General features: G+C 60.5%; 15 protein-coding genes. 10 read left to right on the forward strand and 5 right to left on the reverse strand.

Features of this window, described 5'->3' with window-relative positions:
• Positions 1-123 precede the first annotated feature (123 nt).
• From HKD24_RS01160 to cyoD, 5 genes are all read left to right on the forward strand, one after another.
• Entirely contained in the window at positions 124-894 is a 771-nt protein-coding gene (locus HKD24_RS01160) for a Bax inhibitor-1/YccA family protein (protein WP_062507477.1), read from the forward strand.
• Between the two features lie 447 nt (positions 895-1341).
• The gene (cyoA, locus tag HKD24_RS01165) at positions 1342-2280 is read left to right on the forward strand and encodes a ubiquinol oxidase subunit II (protein WP_062507476.1); all 939 of its coding nucleotides are present in this window, start codon (positions 1342-1344) and stop codon (positions 2278-2280) included.
• Positions 2281-2287: 7 nt separating this feature from the next.
• The gene (cyoB, locus tag HKD24_RS01170) at positions 2288-4276 is read left to right on the forward strand and encodes a cytochrome o ubiquinol oxidase subunit I (protein ID WP_194258633.1); all 1989 of its coding nucleotides are present in this window, start codon (positions 2288-2290) and stop codon (positions 4274-4276) included.
• Positions 4277-4294: 18 nt separating this feature from the next.
• Positions 4295-4912, forward strand: a complete 618-nt coding sequence (gene cyoC / locus HKD24_RS01175) for a cytochrome o ubiquinol oxidase subunit III (protein ID WP_062507473.1) — start codon at positions 4295-4297, stop codon at positions 4910-4912.
• Entirely contained in the window at positions 4912-5247 is a 336-nt protein-coding gene (gene cyoD, locus HKD24_RS01180) for a cytochrome o ubiquinol oxidase subunit IV (RefSeq protein ID WP_062507471.1), read from the forward strand. The genes cyoC and cyoD overlap by 1 nt, the downstream gene beginning before the upstream one ends.
• A 177-nt stretch (positions 5248-5424) precedes the next feature.
• Here cyoD and fdxA read toward each other — a convergent pair whose 3' ends face one another.
• The 3 genes from fdxA to HKD24_RS01195 all read right to left on the reverse strand — a co-directional run bounded on the left by fdxA (position 5425) and on the right by HKD24_RS01195 (position 8722).
• Entirely contained in the window at positions 5425-5757 is a 333-nt protein-coding gene (fdxA, locus tag HKD24_RS01185) for a ferredoxin FdxA (RefSeq protein WP_062501944.1), read from the reverse strand.
• A gap of 92 nt (positions 5758-5849) precedes the next feature.
• Entirely contained in the window at positions 5850-6128 is a 279-nt protein-coding gene (locus HKD24_RS01190; RefSeq protein WP_062507469.1) for an RNA-binding S4 domain-containing protein, read from the reverse strand.
• Positions 6125-8722 (reverse strand): helicase-related protein, encoded by a 2598-nt coding sequence (locus HKD24_RS01195; protein WP_228124081.1) that lies wholly within the window; start codon positions 8720-8722, stop codon positions 6125-6127. Before HKD24_RS01195 ends, HKD24_RS01190 begins: the two co-directional genes overlap by 4 nt.
• A gap of 59 nt (positions 8723-8781) precedes the next feature.
• Between HKD24_RS01195 and HKD24_RS01200 the strand changes: the two genes are divergently transcribed.
• Positions 8782-10173 (forward strand): M17 family metallopeptidase, encoded by a 1392-nt coding sequence (locus HKD24_RS01200; RefSeq protein WP_194258634.1) that lies wholly within the window; start codon positions 8782-8784, stop codon positions 10171-10173.
• 302 nt (positions 10174-10475) lie between these two features.
• Complete coding sequence (locus tag HKD24_RS01205; protein WP_194258635.1) at positions 10476-10877, forward strand: MarR family transcriptional regulator; 402 nt, start codon at positions 10476-10478, stop codon at positions 10875-10877.
• Between the two features lie 14 nt (positions 10878-10891).
• Here HKD24_RS01205 and HKD24_RS01210 read toward each other — a convergent pair whose 3' ends face one another.
• Complete coding sequence (locus tag HKD24_RS01210) at positions 10892-11863, reverse strand: glycosyltransferase family 4 protein (RefSeq protein WP_194258636.1); 972 nt, start codon at positions 11861-11863, stop codon at positions 10892-10894.
• Positions 11864-11950: 87 nt separating this feature from the next.
• On the opposite strand from HKD24_RS01210, the gene HKD24_RS01215 reads away from it, so the two are divergent.
• Genes HKD24_RS01215 through HKD24_RS01225 form a run of 3 tightly spaced genes read left to right on the forward strand, consistent with a single transcriptional unit; the run spans position 11951 to position 15473 of the window.
• Positions 11951-13909, forward strand: coding sequence for a polysaccharide biosynthesis protein (locus HKD24_RS01215; protein ID WP_194258726.1), 1959 nt, complete (start codon positions 11951-11953; stop codon positions 13907-13909).
• Complete coding sequence (locus tag HKD24_RS01220) at positions 13906-15048, forward strand: DegT/DnrJ/EryC1/StrS family aminotransferase (protein ID WP_194258637.1); 1143 nt, start codon at positions 13906-13908, stop codon at positions 15046-15048. Before HKD24_RS01215 ends, HKD24_RS01220 begins: the two co-directional genes overlap by 4 nt.
• Positions 15045-15473 carry a hypothetical protein gene (locus tag HKD24_RS01225; protein WP_194258638.1) on the forward strand — a complete coding sequence of 143 codons (429 nt, stop codon included), beginning with the start codon at positions 15045-15047 and terminating at the stop codon, positions 15471-15473. Before HKD24_RS01220 ends, HKD24_RS01225 begins: the two co-directional genes overlap by 4 nt.
• Positions 15474-15552: 79 nt before the next feature.
• Here the strand turns inward: HKD24_RS01225 and HKD24_RS01230 are convergent, their stop codons facing one another.
• On the reverse strand, positions 15553-16698 hold the full coding sequence (locus HKD24_RS01230; RefSeq protein WP_194258639.1) for an AI-2E family transporter: 1146 nt from the start codon (positions 16696-16698) through the stop codon (positions 15553-15555).
• Positions 16699-16839: the final 141 nt, after the last annotated feature.

Below are 16839 nucleotides of genomic sequence, written 5' to 3' on the forward strand. Positions count from 1 at the left end.
AGGGACGGCGGAGCATTCTTGACCCTTCCGGCAAAAACCCCACATTCAGTCCGAGTGTACGGACGGCCCTCCCGGGTTCGTCAAGCGCCCTTTTCATAAGGGCATCTCATTGGAAAAGGTGTCATGGCTTTCAATTCCAACTTCAGCAGAGCCGGTGTACAGGCCGGAGCCGGCAGTCTCGACGCCGGGCTTCGCGCTTATATGTGCCGGGTCTTTAACTGGATGGCGCTTGGTCTGGTGATCACGGGACTGGTCGCCTATGGCGTGGCGCAGACATCCCTGCGCGCTCTGTTCTTCCATCTGGCCGAAATGCCGAACGGTGCCATCGTCCTGCGTCCGACCCTGCTTGGCGGGATTAGCATCTTTGCGCCGCTCGTGTTCGTGATGGTGTTGTCCTTTGGGGTCAACCGTCTGTCCCGCCCGGCTGTACAGGGGATTTTTCTGCTGTTCAGCGCCGCGATGGGTGCCAGCATGGCCAGCCTTCTGCTGAGCTATACGGGCGTTTCCGTGGCGCGGACCTTCTTTGTGACCGCCATTACATTCGCAGGAATGTCGCTGTGGGGATACACGACGGGTGCCAATCTCGCTCGACTCGGTTCGTTCCTGTTCATGGGGCTGATCGGGATCATTCTGGCGTCTGTGGTGAACATTTTCCTGCACAGCTCTCCGCTTGCCATGCTGGTTTCAGTAATAGGTGTGGGTCTTTTCACGCTGCTGGCAGCCTATGACACGCAGCGCATCAAGATCACGTATCAGCAGTACATGGCTTATGCTGGTCCTGAGGAAGTTGCGAAGCTCAGTGTCTATGATGCGCTGACGATGTATCTCAATTTCGTGAACCTGTTCCAGTTTCTCATCCAGTTCATGGGTGTTCGTTCAGGTAACAACGACTGACAATACTGTCCGGACGATACTGGGCATGATGGAAGGGGTGGCAGTTAATGCCGCCCCTTTCTGCTTTTTGGACCAAAAAAGTCTTGAATTATTCTCGCGAATTCTAAATCGGTTTACATTAAAAATCGGTAATGTTCGTGTTTAATGAAAGTCGTAATTCGATCAAATGTGGCGAAAAACAGCCATTTCACCTTGGGGTCGATCTTGGAGGAGGGCTCACGAAATCCGTGATAAGCCTTGTCTTTAAGGCGATTCAGGCAGAAAAAACCTGAGGAACCGGGACAGCCGTGTCCCATGCTGAATGAATTTCAGGGTCGGATCTTTGATCCGGTTCCTGACGTCAGGATACGAACGAGAAAGGTAGCAGACTATGGCAGCGTTCGGCGGCACTGATGTGGACCTTATCGTGTCAAACCGTTTCCCGGCGACTACTGCAAGCCGGAACGGATGATGAAAGCAGGACCGATGAAAAAACTCTGGCGATATCTCCCAGCGTTGCCGGCGCTGATGCTATCGGGTTGTACGGTTGATCTGCTTCAGCCGCGCGGCCCGGTCGCAGAAATGAACCGCGATGTCATGGTGGCGGAATTCGTCATCATGATGCTGATCGTGGTTCCCACCTGCGCCGCGACGCTTTATTTTGCGTGGAAGTATCGTGCTTCCAACAAAGAGGCCGAATACCTCCCGACCTGGGATCATTCGACCGCTATTGAATATGTCATCTGGGGCGTTCCCGCTCTGCTGATCGCCATCCTTGGTGCCATCAGCTGGTGGAGCACGCATGCCTATGACCCGTACCGCCCGCTTCAGACGGCTGACAACGTCAAGCCCCTGAATGTTCAGGTGGTCTCTCTCGACTGGAAGTGGATGTTCATCTATCCGGACCTGGGGATCGCAACGATCAACCAGCTGGATGTGCCGACGAACACGCCGCTGAACTTCCAGATCACATCTGACTCCGTCATGACGTCGTTCTTCATCCCCCGTCTGGGTTCGATGATCTACGCCATGCCGGGTGAACAGACCCAGCTGCATCTGCTTGCAAGTGAATCCGGGGATTACCTCGGTGAGGCTTCACAGTTCAGCGGCCGTGGTTTCTCGGACATGAAGTTCCGTACTCTTGCCATGGATCCGGCTCAGTTCAATGACTGGGTTGAGAAGGTGAAGAGCGGAAGTGAAAATCTCGACGACACCACATACCCGAAATATGCTGCACCGCAGGAAGCTGCACCGGTACAGTATTTCGCGCATGTCCAGCCGGATCTCTTCGACGGCATCGTTGCCAAGTACAACAACGGCATGATGGTGGACAAGAAGACGGGCAAGGTCATGCACATGCAGTCTGCTTCCAACGCTGCACCGTCCGACACTGGCATGAAGGAATAACCGACAGATGCTCGGAAAACTCTCCTTATCAGCCATACCGTTGGATGTGCCGATTCTTGTCGGTACATTCCTTGGTGTTGCTGTCATCGGTCTCGCCGTACTGGGTGCTGTCACCTATTACGGAAAATGGGGCTATCTCTGGCGCAACTGGTTGACGACCGTCGACCACAAGCGTCTTGCCGTAATGTACATCATCCTGGCGATCGTCATGCTGTTCCGCGGTTTTGCGGACGCCATCATGATGCGTACCCAGCTTGCGCTGGCATACAAGGGTAATCCCGGTTACCTGCCGCCGCATCACTACGACCAGATCTTCTCCGCTCACGGCACCATCATGATCTTCTTCATGGCAATGGCGTTCATGACGGGTCTGATGAACCTGGTTGTTCCCCTTCAGATCGGTGCCCGCGACGTTGCGTTCCCGTTCCTGAACTCGCTCAGCTTCTATATGACGCTGGTCGGTGCCCTGCTGATCAACATCTCGCTGTTCATCGGTGAGTTTGCCCAGTGCGGCTGGCTGGTTTACCCGCCTCTGTCCGAAATGCAGTTCAGCCCCGGTGTCGGCGTTGACTACTATATCTGGGCCGTTCAGATCTCCGGTGTCGGTACGCTGCTGACGGGCGTGAACTTCTTCACGACCATCGTCAAGATGCGTGCGCCTGGCATGGGCTGGATGCAGATGCCGGTCTTCACCTGGACCGCGTTCTGCACGACCGTTCTGATCATGGTGTCCTTCCCGGTTCTGACGGTGACGCTGGCTCTGCTCAGCCTTGACCGTTACCTCGGCATGCACTTCTTCACGAACGATGCCGGCGGCAACGTCATGCTTTACCTCAGCATGATCTGGACCTGGGGCCATCCGGAAGTTTACATCCTTGTCATTCCGGCATTCGGTGTTTTCTCCGAGGTCACTGCAACGTTCTCCCAGAAGCCGCTCTTCGGCTACAAGACGATGGTGTACGCCACGTGCTCCATCATGGTGCTCTCCTTCGTCGTGTGGGTGCATCACTTCTTCACCATGGGTGCTGGTGCCAACGTCAATACCTTCTTCGGTATCATGACGATGATCATCGCCGTCCCGACGGGTGTGAAGATCTTCAACTGGCTGTTCACGATGTATAAGGGCCGCGTGGAATTCACGGCTCCGATGCACTGGACGCTCGGCTTCATGATCACCTTCTCCATCGGTGGTATGACCGGTGTCATGATGGCCATGCCGGCCGCTGACTGGATCCTGCATAACTCCCTGTTCCTGATCGCCCACTTCCACAACGTCATCATCGGCGGTGTGTACTTCGGCTACATTGCGGGCATGGGTTTCTGGTTCCCGAAGGCTTTCGGCTTCAAGCTGAACGAAGCCTGGGGCAAGCGCGCTTTCTGGTGCTGGTTCGTTGGTTTCTACCTGGCCTTCATTCCGCTTTATGTCCTCGGCCTCGAAGGCATGACGCGTCGTATGAACCACTATGACAACCCCGACTGGTATCCGTGGATGCTCGTTGCTGAAGTTGGTGCAATCGTTATCGCCTGCGGTATCGTCTGCCAGCTCACGCAGCTCTACGTTTCCATCCGTGACCGTAACCTGCCCGAGAACCTTGATCTGACGGGTGATCCGTGGAACGGCCGTACGCTGGAGTGGTCCATTTCCTCTCCGCCGCCGGCTTATAACTTCGCGGTCATTCCTGACATTCATGGTCTCGACACGTTCCACACCGAGAAGCAGCTGGGCCGTCAGGCTCACGGCAAGCCGCTGGCTCCGATCCACATGCCGAAGAACACATCTGCTGGTGTCTTCATCGGTCTGTTCAGCTTCATCCTCGGTTTCGCTTCGATCTGGTACATCTGGTGGCTCGCTGCCATCGGCCTGATCGGTATCGTTGCAACCATGATCCTGCGCAGCGCTGACCGCGACGTCGACTACTATGTCCCGGTAAGCGAAATCGAGCACAACGAGGAAGTCTATTCCCGTCGTATCGCTGCTGCACAGGCAGCAGAGTAATAGGGGCGCATAAGACTTATGGCTCACGAAGCAACCATGTCGCCTCTGGCACACGCTGACGATCACCACGGGGAACACCACGAGTCCCCCAACGTGTTCGGCTTCTGGCTCTACCTGATGACGGACTGTGTCCTGTTCGGGTCGATCTTCGCTGCCTTCGCGGTCCTCCGGAACCAGTATGCCGGTGGCCCGTCGGGCAAGGAACTGTTCGACCTGACGAACGTGGGGATCGAGACGGCTATCCTGCTGTTCTCGTCCATCACGTACGGCTTCGCCTCGCTGAACGCGCTGGCGAAGAACAAGAAGATGGTCCTGCTGTGGCTGGCCGTTACGTTCGTGCTGGGTCTTTCCTTCGTCGGTCTGGAGCTGAACGAGTTCAGCTCCATGATCGCGGAAGGCAACGGCCCTGACCGTTCCGCATTCCTCTCCGCGTTCTTCACGCTGGTTGGAACGCACGGTCTGCACGTCACCTGCGGTCTGATCTGGATGGCGGTGCTGATGGTGCAGATGATGGGTCCGCAGGATCTGTCCGAGCGTATGATGAACAAGCTGGCCTGCCTCAGCCTGTTCTGGCACTTCCTCGACATCGTCTGGATCTGTGTCTTCTCCTTCGTCTATCTCGCAGGTGTGATGTAATGACCCAGGCTCCTACCACCACGATGACGGGTGACAGCCACGGCTCTTACCCGTCCTATCTGATCGGCTTTGTTCTGGCCGTGATCCTGACGGTGGCATCCTTTGCCGCTGTCATGTCCCACGCCCTGTCTCCGGGGATGGCGCTCGCAGCACTGACGGTTCTTGCCGTCGTGCAGATCGTCGTCCACCTGGTGTTCTTCCTCCACATGAACACCAGCACCGAGCAGAGCTGGAACCTGATGTGCTTCATCTTTGCTGCGGCATCGGTGATCGTCATCATCGGCGGTACGATCTTCATCATGCATGACACCGCGATCAACATGATGTCCCGCTAAGGTTTCTTCTGAAATCTGAAGAAAGGGCTGACAGGAGAAATCCTGTCAGCCCTTTTTTTGTGTCCGGCTTTCCGGCCGGGACGGTCTTTGAACCAGAGGGTTCCATGGAAAAGCGGGCACAAAAAAACCCGGTCTCCTAAGAGACCGGGTGAAAGATGCCGCCAAAGGAAAGCGAGGTCAGTCCTTATGGGGCGCCTCGGACAGCATGGCGGCCTTGCCGGGCTTGTCTTTCCATTCTTCCGCGTCCGGCATGGCGTCGATCTTGCGGGTCATGTTCGGCCACTGCGTGGAATATTTCGCGTTGATCTCGATCCACGGCGCGGCGCGATTGTCGCTGTCCGGGACGATGGCCTCTGCCGGGCATTCCGGCTCACATACGCCGCAGTCGATGCATTCGTCAGGATTGATGACGAGGAAATTCTCACCGGCGTAGAAGCAGTCTACGGGGCAGACTTCCACGCAATCCGTGAACTTGCAGAGAATGCAGTTTTCGGTGACCACATAGGTCATTGACGTCTCCGATCGTCTTGCTGGTCCGGCATCCGGCCGGTTTCATCCGAGCGGGATGATATGCGAAGGTTTGGCCTCAGACGCAAGCATCGTCAGCCGTCTTCTGTGATGGCTTCATAAAGAAGTGCGGCTTCTTTTGCCGGACCGCGGCGTTCACCAAGATCCAAGACGCGCCACACGCGCACTTCTCCGCCAGAAACGGCCGGAAAAGTCAATATGTCGCCAACGTGAAGTTTGGCGTGAGGCTTGCTGGTGGGCTGTCTGTTGATACGGATACGGCCCTTGCTGATGATGGCGGCGCAGAGCGGGCGTGTCTTGGCAACGCGGGCGTAATACAGCCACTGATCCAGCCGCTGGTAGTCTTCACTCATGGACGGACTTTTTCTCTGAGAGCTGCGAGGGCTGCAAACGGACTGTCGGTCCGGGGCGGGGGCGGGCGTCTGGCCGGAGTCTGATGGGAGGGTGTTCTGCGTCTGCGTGAGGCGCGTGTCCGGCGGTCCTTCAGGATCATCAGGGGGGAAGGTGGACCGGCATGGGCTGTTGGGAGCGTCTCGGCAGGCCGGTGGGCGATGCCCAGGCCTTTCAGTACGGATGGGAGGCTGTCGGCTTTGACGCCCAGTCTGGAGGCCAGACCGGGAGGCGCTGCGTGATCGTGGCGGAGGGCGAGCTGGTGCATCTCCGCGATACAGCGTTCCGCAATGTCGAGACGCAGGCCGGTATCGCCTGCGCGGATCCAGCCGAACTGACCCTGAATGTCGCTCCAGGGCAGGGAGACGCGGCCGGGCGCAGTGGCCCGCAATGCGGTCCCGTTATGCAGGGCATGGAGGAGGCCCAGCAGCGCCAGCGGGCGTGTCCGGAAAAGGGCCGGACAGTAGATCGAGAAACGTCCGATCTCCACACCGCTTTTGCGTAGTCTGTTTCGCAGTCCGGGCGTCAGGGCGTGGTCTTCGGGCAGGGCGTCAGTGATGCCGCCATCCTCCATGAGGCGGTGCAGGATGGCCCGGAGCTGGGGTTCGCGCTCTGCCATGGCATGGGCGCGGTAGAGGGGCTTGAGGTCTTTCTGGATGAGTCGCGCCACGAAGCCCAGAAGGCGGGTTTCGACATGCGTTTTCTGAACGGTGTCGGTGAATTCGGCCGGGAAAAGCTGGATGGCGGGACGGAGCAGGGACGGGCCGGCCGTGAGGCGGCCGAGACGGATGTCTTCCCAGAAGAGTTCGCCGTTTGTGGTGTCCAGTCTCAGAGCGGTGTCGGGCGCGTCCTGAAGCATGCGGATGCGGCGGGGGATTTCGTGCAGCAGGGCCTTGCGACCGGCGCGCAGGATGATCTGACGGTCGGGGCCTGAAGCGACGTCCGTTTCCAGTGTAAAGCCATGGATGCGGCCGATGCTGTGGCCTTCGACCAGGACTTCGCCATTGGGTTTAACGGCGGAGAGCAGGGTGCGGTCGGTGTCACTGTCGAGGCGGCGCAGCAGGGACGTGGCGCGGCGGTCCACGAAGCGGGCGGTGAGGCGTTCGTGCAGGGCGTCGGAGAGCAGGTCTTCGACTTCGCGGGCGCGTTCCTGCCACAGGGCGGAATGGCGGCTCCATTCGGTGCGGGCGGCAACGTAGGAGCAGACGCGAACGCCGGTGAGGCGGTGCATCAGCGTGTCGATATCGCCTTCGGTGCGGGCGAAGCCACGGATATGGCCTTCCATCCAGCTTGGGGGGATCGTGCCTTCCTTGACCAGATGGGTGTACAGGCGGGCGCAGAGGCGGGTGTGGCTGTCATCGCCGAGTTTGCGGAAATCGGGGATCTGGCAGACGTCCCAGAGCAGGGCGGTGGCGCGCTTTCCGCGTGCGATCTCGCGAATGTCCGGGTCGAGCATTAGGGATTCGAGCGTGGTAACGTCCGAGGCGACACGACCTGCGGTCAGGCCACGCAACGGGGGTGGCCGGGTCAGGCTTTTGAGCAGGTTGGCGGGGTTGGTGAAGTCCAGCTCGTGGTTGCGCCAGTAGAGGCGCTGGATCGGGTCGAAGCGGTGCTGTTCGACGGCTTCGACGAGGGCGCTGGACATGGGCGGGCAGTCGGCCGTGGTGCCGAAGGTGCCGTCTTTCATGCCGCGTCCGGCGCGCCCGGCGATCTGTGCGATTTCCTGCGGGAACAGGGGGCGGGGAACGGTGCCGTCGAACTTGCTGAGCTGGGCCAGGGCGACGTGATCGACGTCCATGTTCAGGCCCATGCCAATGGCGTCGGTTGCGACGAGATAATCGACTTCGCGGTTCTGGTAGAGCTCGACCTGGGCGTTGCGGGTGCGGGGGCTGAGCTGGCCCATGATGACCGCACAGCCGCCGCGACGTCTGCGGATGACTTCGGCCAGTGCGTAGACCTCGCTCATGGAGAAGGCGACAATGGCTGAGCGCGGAGGAAGGCGGGACAGCTTCGTGTGTCCCGTGCTGGCGAGGCTGGAGAGCCGGGTGCGGATGTCGATCTCGATGCCAGGGACGAGTTTCTGAAGCAGCGGGCGGATGGTTTCGGCGCCGAGAAAGAGTGTTTCGACGGTGCCGCGCGCGTGAAGCAGGCGGTCCGTGAAGATGTGGCCGCGGTCCGGATCAGAGGCGAGCTGGATCTCGTCGATGGCGACGAACTCGGCCTTGCGGTCCAGGGGCATGGCTTCGACGGTGCAGGAGAACCAGCGGGCTCCGGGCGGGACGATCTTTTCCTCGCCCGTGATGAGGGCGACGCTGCGCTCGCCCTTGATTTTCACCAGGCGCTCGTAGTTCTCCCGGGCCAGCAGGCGCAGGGGGAAGCCGATGATGCCGGACGCATGGGCCATCATGCGTGTTAAGGCATAATGGGTCTTGCCGGTATTGGTGGGGCCGAGGGCAGCACGGATGCTGGCTGGCATGGTATGATAGCTGGACGAGGTTCCGTGGAATGCACCCTTCATGTCTGAATGGTCGGGTGCCTGCGGGGCAAAAGCAAGCATCTGAAGCCCATCCGGGTGATCTTTATCGGGTCGGGCCGGTATTTGAGGAAGAAAGTCATATGAATCCGCATCCCCAGCTTCCGTTTGTGACCTCTGCCGAAGCGCCGTCGGCCCGTCTGGTGCATCTTGTGGCCTGTGAGGACAGCGCCGCGATTTCCGGGCTTCTGGGCGATCACGCGGCTTTTCTTGAAGGGCAGGGTTTTTCCGCGAAAGACGGCGCCTTCACGCTGTTGCCGGGTGAGGACGGCGTTGGCGCTGCGATTCTGTGTGTGGCATCCGCGCGGGTGAACGATCCGGCCGCTTTTGGAACGCTCGGGACGGCTCTGCCGGACGGGGACTGGGCGGTTGTCTTGCACGGGCTCGGGGAAGCGGCGCTGGAGAGTGCGCTGCTCGGGTTCTGCATGGGAACGTACCGGTTCAGCCTTGGTGAGACCAAGCCTCTGAAGACGCGGATGGTCGTGCCGGATGATGCGAAGCGGCTGGTGGCGCTGTCGAAGGCGGTCTGGTTCGGGCGTGATCTCATCAACATGCCGGCCAATCTTCTGGGGCCGCGTGAACTGGCGGATATGGCCGGGGCGGCGCTGGTGCATCGTGGAGCCACTGTCAGCATTGTCGAAGGTGATGATTTGCGGAGTGCCTATCCGTGTCTGGCCGATGTCGGTGAGGGGTCGGAGCGCAAGCCGGCCATGGTTGTGGCGCGGTGGAAGGCCCGGGAAGGGGCGCCGCGCGTTTCGCTGATCGGCAAGGGCGTATGTTTCGATACGGGCGGGTACGATCTCAAGGGTGCTGCCGGCATGTTGCGCATGAAGAAGGACATGGGCGGCGCGGCGCTGATGCTGGCCGTCATGTGTGCGGCGATCGACCTTGGACTGGATGTGGATCTGGAACTGCGTCTGGGCTGTGTCGAGAACAGCGTCTCGGGTCATGCCATGCGGCCGGGGGATGTGCTGCGGACGCGGAGTGGCAAGACGGTCGAAATCGGCAATACGGATGCGGAAGGGCGTCTGGTGTTGTGTGATCTGATAACGGAAGCGTCTGAAAGCCGTCCGGATGCCATTCTGGATGCTGCAACTTTGACGGGTGCTGCGCGCGTTGCACTCGGTCCGGATGTGCCGGCACTGTTCAGCAATGACGATGAACTCGCCTCACTCATTATCGAATCGGGAAAAGCGACAGCCGATGTAATGTGGAGAATGCCACTCTGGCATGGCTATGATGCATGGCTGGATAGTAAAGTGGCTGATTTCGGAAACGTGACGTCCAAACCCATGGCCGGCGCGATTACAGCCGCACTTTATCTTCAGAAATTCGTCCCGAACGGCCAGAAATGGGCGCATATCGACACTTATGCGTGGAATGATGGTGCGCGGCCGGGTCGACCAGAGGGCGGAGAAGTGCTGGGTCTTCGGGCAATTCTGGAAACATTGTCACGGATTCATAATAATTCCTGATCTTCCACAAAGCGTTTCATTCTGCGAACAGTCTGGCCGAGCGACAGAGTGCTGAAAGATTGGGGTGTCAAAAGCCTTCGGATGAGGCATACGCCCCTTATCGTTTCGATGCTGAGTCATCGTTTACTGGATTGTTTTGGAACCCATATGCTTGCGTATGCGTTTCGAATCACCATCTGAGTGCCACTACGGTCTCTCCCGCAGCGGAGAGGCAGAGACAATTTCACGTCGCCCCCGGTCCTGCCGGGTCCTGTTATGGGATCGGACAACAGACAGGGGACGGACTGCTTAGGAGAGAGATCATGCCCCAGGCTACCAATGATCAGATGCTCAACCTTCTGTGCGACACCATCGTTTCCATGGTCCGTCGTGACGGACCCGACCTTTCCGCCCGTCAGCTCGCCGTCTTCCTGACCTGCTATCTGCGGGACGGGGCTCACACGGTCCGTGGCCTGGCACTGGAACTCAAGGTTTCCAAGCCGGCCATCACCCGCGCACTCGACCGTCTGGGCGAGCTGGATCTGGCACGTCGTAAGGTCGATCCGCTGGATCGCCGTTCGGTGCTGGTGCAGCGCACACTGAAGGGTTCCACCTTCCTGCGTGAAATGCGCGCCGTCATGGCGGAAGCTTCCGGCACGCGCTCCACGCGCACGGAACGCGCTTCGGCTTCTGTCGAGCGTCTGAGCAACCGTCGCGCTGGCTGATTTAAGCCGCTGGGTCACCAGCGGTCCTGCACGCGGATTCTGGCCCGCGTGCAGACATATCCTGTCCATACAAGCTGTGGCAGGAGGATCATCAGAACGGTTGTGATGATCTGACCTGTGGCGTAAGCCGCAGCGCCCCAGAGGGCAAATCCCCAATAGATGAATGTGACGAGCGGGACGGGTAGTCCGGAGCGGATAGCCAACTGATAGAGATGGCCGCGATGGGCCTGCGCGAGCCTGTCACCAGCGCGTGCGCGACGCAGGAGCGTGAAGCTCACGTCCCACAGCACGCCTGAGAGCAGGGCGATGACGAGTACGCCGCCTCCGGTGTTGAACCCAATCATGCCGCCCCAGGCCATGGCGAGGCCTATCGGCTGGCTGCCGACATCGCCCATGAAGATCCGGGCTTTTGGAAAATTATAGGGCAGGAAGGTCAGCAGGCAGACAGCGAGCAGCACAAAGGTTGCGGGCATGATGCCTGCGCTGGCCAGAATGAGCGCGGATATGGCCATGGTGCCTGAGGCCAGGCCGTTGATTCCGTCGATGAAATTCAGGGCATTTGTGATGAAAACGGCAGCCAGAACGAACGGGACCAGTTCGTAAAACGGGGCGCCTGTTCCAATCGCGGCGGCGATGGCGGCTACGAACTGTGCGGCGAGTTTGTATCGCGCGGGGAAAGGGCGGACGTCATCGAGCCATGAGACCGCGCCGAGCAGAATCATGCCCAGAAGCAGTCCGGTGACGGGCGGTATGACCTGCGCGGAGGCGTGGGCCGCATAGAGTGCGGGGATCAGGCAAAGGACGAAGGCGCCGACGATGCCGATGCCGCCGCCCTTCGGGGTGGGGCGTGTATGTGAACTGCGGGCGACGGGATGGTCGAGTACGCCGGCGCGGATCATGAGCAGAATCAGGATATTGCACAGCACAACGGCGGCAAGGCAGGGGAACGTGACGCCGCTGGTCAGGGTCTGCAAAGAAAAGGGCATGGGACGACTTTATGGGAGGGAGGCTTTTGGCGCTATAAGGGGCGCGTGACATCTGTTCATTCTACAGGGCCCGCGTCTCCGGCCTCAATGCCCCCTTCCGGCCCGTCCTCGCGTCCGTCGATGCAGGCCCGTCGCATCGCGCTCAATGTTGCGCTCGACGGAGTCGTATCTGCGGCGGCAGCACCCGTGGCGCGCTGGCTGGCCGATCCGGCGGGCGGGTGGCTGCATCCGCTGTGGTTCATTGCCGGGGGCGGGATCACGCTGCTGGTTGGTGGGCTGCCGTTCCGGATTCCGCAGCAGTACTGGCGGTTTTCGGGTGTTGCGGATCTGTTCAACATCGCCTGTGCGTCTGTCCTGAGCGCGCTGCTGTTTGCGGGGCTGCTGCATGTGGCGGGCTATCCGCTGCCGACGCCGACCTTTCCCATCATTCATGCGCTGGTGCTGCTCGTCTTTCTGGGGGCGATCCGGATGATGTGGCGGCTGGCGGCGCGGCGTAAAAGCGTGGCGCTCAATGGGGAACGTATCCTGCTGCTTGGGGCGGATCATGAAGCCGATCTGTTCATCCGGGCCATGGAGCGGGACAGCGAAAACAACCGGCGTGTGGTGGGACTGCTGACCGGTGGGTCGCAGCAGGCCGGACGGCGGATTCATGACTGCCCGATCCTGGGGACGATCAGTGAGACGCCGGCGATCCTGGAGCGGCTGTTTGCTGCGGGAAGGCTGCCGGATGCGCTGGTCATCACGGCCGGGGAGATCAAGGGAAAGGAACTGTCCCGCATTCTCGAAGCGGCACGGGCCTATGATATTGATGTGCAGCGCACGCCCTCGCTGACGGCATTGCAGCCGGCCGACCGGGTGGAACTTCGTCCCATCGCGATCGAGGATCTGCTGAACCGGCCACCGGTGGCGCTCGACTCGCAGGGAATGGCACGGCTGATCTGTGGGCGGGTCATTGCCGTGACGGGGGCTGGGGGCAGTATCGGTTCCGAACTGGCGCGGCAGATCGCATCGTTCCAGCCGGCCATGCTCCTGCTGATCGAAAGCAGCGAATATGCGCTGTGGCAGATCAATCTGGATATTTCGGAACGCTTTGGCGATGTAAAACGCCATCAGATCATTGCGGATGTGCGTGACCGGCGGCGGATGGCCGAAGTGTTCGGAGCGTACCGGCCGCAGATTGTGTTTCATGCAGCGGCGCTCAAGCATGTGCCGATCGTGGAAGACAATCCGGTCGAGGGTGTGCTGACCAATGTGATTGGCACGCGGATCGTGGCGGATGAGGCCGAGCGGGCTGGGGCGCAGGCGATGGTCATGATTTCCACGGACAAGGCGGTCAATCCGTCCAGTCTGATGGGCGCGAGCAAGCGTTGTGCTGAAGTGTACGGGCAGGCGCTCGATATGCGGGCCCGCGCCGGGCAGGGCAGCATGCGCTGTGTGACTGTGCGGTTTGGCAATGTGCTGGGGTCCACGGGATCCGTTGTGCCGCTGTTTCGGCGGCAGCTTGAGCATGGGGGGCCGCTGACGGTCACTCATCCGGACATGACGCGCTATTTCATGACGGTGCCCGAGGCGGTGGGGCTGGTGTTGCAGGCGGCGGTGCGTGGGACGCATGAGCGCGCGCAGAACGATGCGACGGACCAGCGTCTCAGGCAGGGCGGTATTTTCGTGCTCGATATGGGTGATCCGGTGCGGATCATGGATCTGGCGTTCCAGATGATCCGTCTGGCCGGTCTGCGGCCCGAGAGCGATATCGAGATCCGCTTTACCGGTCTGCGCCCTGGCGAAAAGCTGTTCGAAGAGCTGTTTCATGGACGCGAGGCGCCGGTTCCGACCGATGCGCCCGGTCTGCGGATGGCCTCTCCCCGTACTGTCGATTTTGCCATCGCCACTGCTGCGATGGATGAGCTGGAGGCGGCCTGTCACGCGAGTGATCTGGGCGCGGTCATGGCCATCCTGTATCGGCTGGTGCCGGAATTCCTTCATAACCGTGACGGCAATACGCCGCTTGCGATGTCCCATCCCGATCCGGAGATGATAGCGCCATGACAAGGCAGATTGCTTTTCTCGACCTTCCCGCCCAGCAGGCGCGGCTGAAGGGCAGTATCCAGAAACGTGTGGACGCCGTGATGGCGCATTGCCGTTTCGTGCTTGGCCCTGAAGTGCAGGAACTGGAGCAGCGTCTGGCAGAGTTTGGCGGTGCGAAACATGCGATTGGTGTGTCGTCCGGGACGGATGCGCTGCTGATGGTGCTGATGGGCGAGGAGATCGGGCCGGGAGACGCGGTGTTTCTGCCGGCCTTTACCTATACGGCGACGGCGGAAGTTGTTCTGCTGCTGGGTGGGACGCCGGTCTTTGTGGATGTGGATCCGGAGACCTTCCAAATCAGCCTTGAGTCGTTGAAAAAGCGGCTTGAGGCCGTGCGTCAGGCCGGGGAACTGGAGCCCCGGGTTGTGATCGGCGTGGACCTGTTCGGTCAGCCCGCGCCCTGGGACGAACTGAAGGCCTGGACGGCGCAGGAAGATCTGACACTAGTGGCCGATTGTGCGCAGTCTTTTGGTGCGACCTATCATGGCCGCCGTCTGGGCCATGAGGCGAAGGCGACGACGCTGTCCTTCTTCCCGTCCAAGCCGCTGGGCGGTTACGGGGATGGCGGTGCGATCCTGACGGATGATGACGATCTGGCGGCGCTGTATCATTCCCTGCGCACGCATGGGGAAGGCCGCACGCGCTATGAAGTCGAGCGGATCGGGATCAACGGGCGTCTGGATACGCTTCAGGCTGCGGTGCTGCTGGCGAAGCTCGACGTGTTCGGGGACGAGTTGAAGCGCCGGGATGCGATTGCTTCGGCCTATGATGCTGCCATGCCGGAAGGCATTGTGCCGCCCGTGCGCGTTGCGGACAGTGAGAGCGCCTGGGCGATTTATACGATCCTGTTGCCGGATGCGGGCAGGCGGGATTCGCTTCAGGCGTTTCTGAAAAACGCGGGCGTTCCAACGGCCATTTATTATCCGAAGCCGCTCCATCAGCAGCCGGCCTATGCGCCGCATCATGACGGGGCTTCGCTGCCGGTGGCCGAAGGGCTTGGTGCGCAGGTTCTGGCCCTTCCCATTCATCCCGAACTGACGGACGATGACGTCAGCTACATCATTGCAGCCCTTAACCGCTGGGCAGGAGAACAGGCGTGAGACGTGAACAGAAACTTCTGCTGGTTTTTGCGGCCCTTGTTCTCATTCCGGTGGGCATCATCTGGTTCGTGACCTGGCCGCTGCTGCATGCGTGGAAACTGCCGGAAGTCACGGCCGGGCAGATCAGCGCGCCGGTCAGTCGCGAGCTTACGGCGGATGAAGTCCAGAAGGTCAATCTGTGGCTTCAGTCGCATGAAACGGCCTGGGGGCCGTCGGGCGAGCGTCCGCCTGCACCGGGGCAGGTTATTCTGGACATGACCACGGCGCAGGGGCAGCCGGTCATTGTGTCCATCTGGAAGCACAAGAAGCAGGACGACATTATCGGTGTTCAGCTTGAAAAGAACGCCCCATACCGAATGAATGCCTTTCCGGACGCACAGGTCATGGCGCTTCAGCCTGATGGTGCGCAGCAGCCTGCGAAGTAAGGAGCCGGTGACGGTTTGGATAAAAAAAGACCGGCCTCCTTCGGGAGTGCCGGTCTTTTTTTATCCTTGTGAAGAAGACTTACTTCTTCTGTTTTTCTTCCTGTTCCGTGACTTCGCCGACAGCGCGGCGGGTCTGGTTTTCGTCCTCGAGCGGGGCGGTGGCCTTGTCGCCCATGGCCAGCAGTGCAGCCGTGATGGGGGAGGCCAGGATCAGACCGGGCGCGCCGAGGATCGAGCCGAAGACCGTCTGCGAAAGAATGGCCAGTGCGGGGGGCATGTGCACGGCGCGACGCTGGATCAGCGGGGCGAGGACGTTGCCTTCGAAGAACTGGATCACGCAGTACAGGATGCCGACGAACAGGGCTTCGTGCGTCCCGAGCGAAAGCCCCAGCAGCACGGCCGGAACCGCGCCGAGGATGGCGCCGATATAGGGGATGAAGTTGCACAGCCCCGCCACGACGCCGAGCGCCAGTGCAAGCGGTACGCCAATCAGGGACAGGCCAATCCCCGACAGCATGCCAACGACCAGCATGTCCAGCGCCTGCCCGGCGGTCCAAGCCCAGAGGGTCGCTCCGGCTGTGAGCATCAGTTCCCGTGCGGCGGGACGATGCTGGGGCGGCACGAGACGAAGCATTCCGTCGATATAGATCGCCGGGGTGAGTGCGAAATACAGGCCTGCGATCAGGACGACCAGAAGCGTGCCGAGGATACCGAAGACGCTGCTGAGCAGGCCGGTGACCGATCCGGCGAGGCCTGATCCCAGTGACCCGAGATTGGCTGTTCCAGCGGCGTTGCCACCCAGCGAAGACGGCAGGTGATCGAGCACCATCTGGCCGACTGTGGAGCCGGAGAGATGGGAGCGGAGTTCGCCGGACTGGGTGATCAGGGCCTGTTTGAGGCGGATGAACTGGTCGCTGATGGCGGGACCGCTGTTCCAGCCCAGGCCAATCACGGCAATCAGGATCACACCTGTTACGAGGGCAACCGCGCCCTGATAGGGAATGACGGGAACGTGACGCCGGAGCATGCGGGCAAGACCGTGCAGAACGATCGCCACGAGAGCCGAGGCAAAGATTACGGCAAGGACGTCGCCGATCAGCCAGATGGCCAGCAGCATCAGGGTCAGGGCCAGCGTGATGCGCATGAGCCCGGCAATTCTGGACAGTTCCCGCGCGCGAGGTTCCGTCTCGCTGCGTTCTGCCGGATCGGAAAAGGATATGGGCATGGAAGGGGTCTGTCCTTGGTCAGTCATTGCGGACTGGCTTATGGGCAGCGGGAAAGGGGGTCAATGGGGTCCCCATCTTCAGAGTCGGTCCATGCGGACACCATCTGTGGACCCGGATGAAATCCGGGCTCCGGACAAGAT

Origin of the sequence: Gluconobacter vitians, assembly GCF_015244565.1 — a bacterium.
GTDB lineage: Bacteria > Pseudomonadota > Alphaproteobacteria > Acetobacterales > Acetobacteraceae > Gluconobacter > Gluconobacter vitians.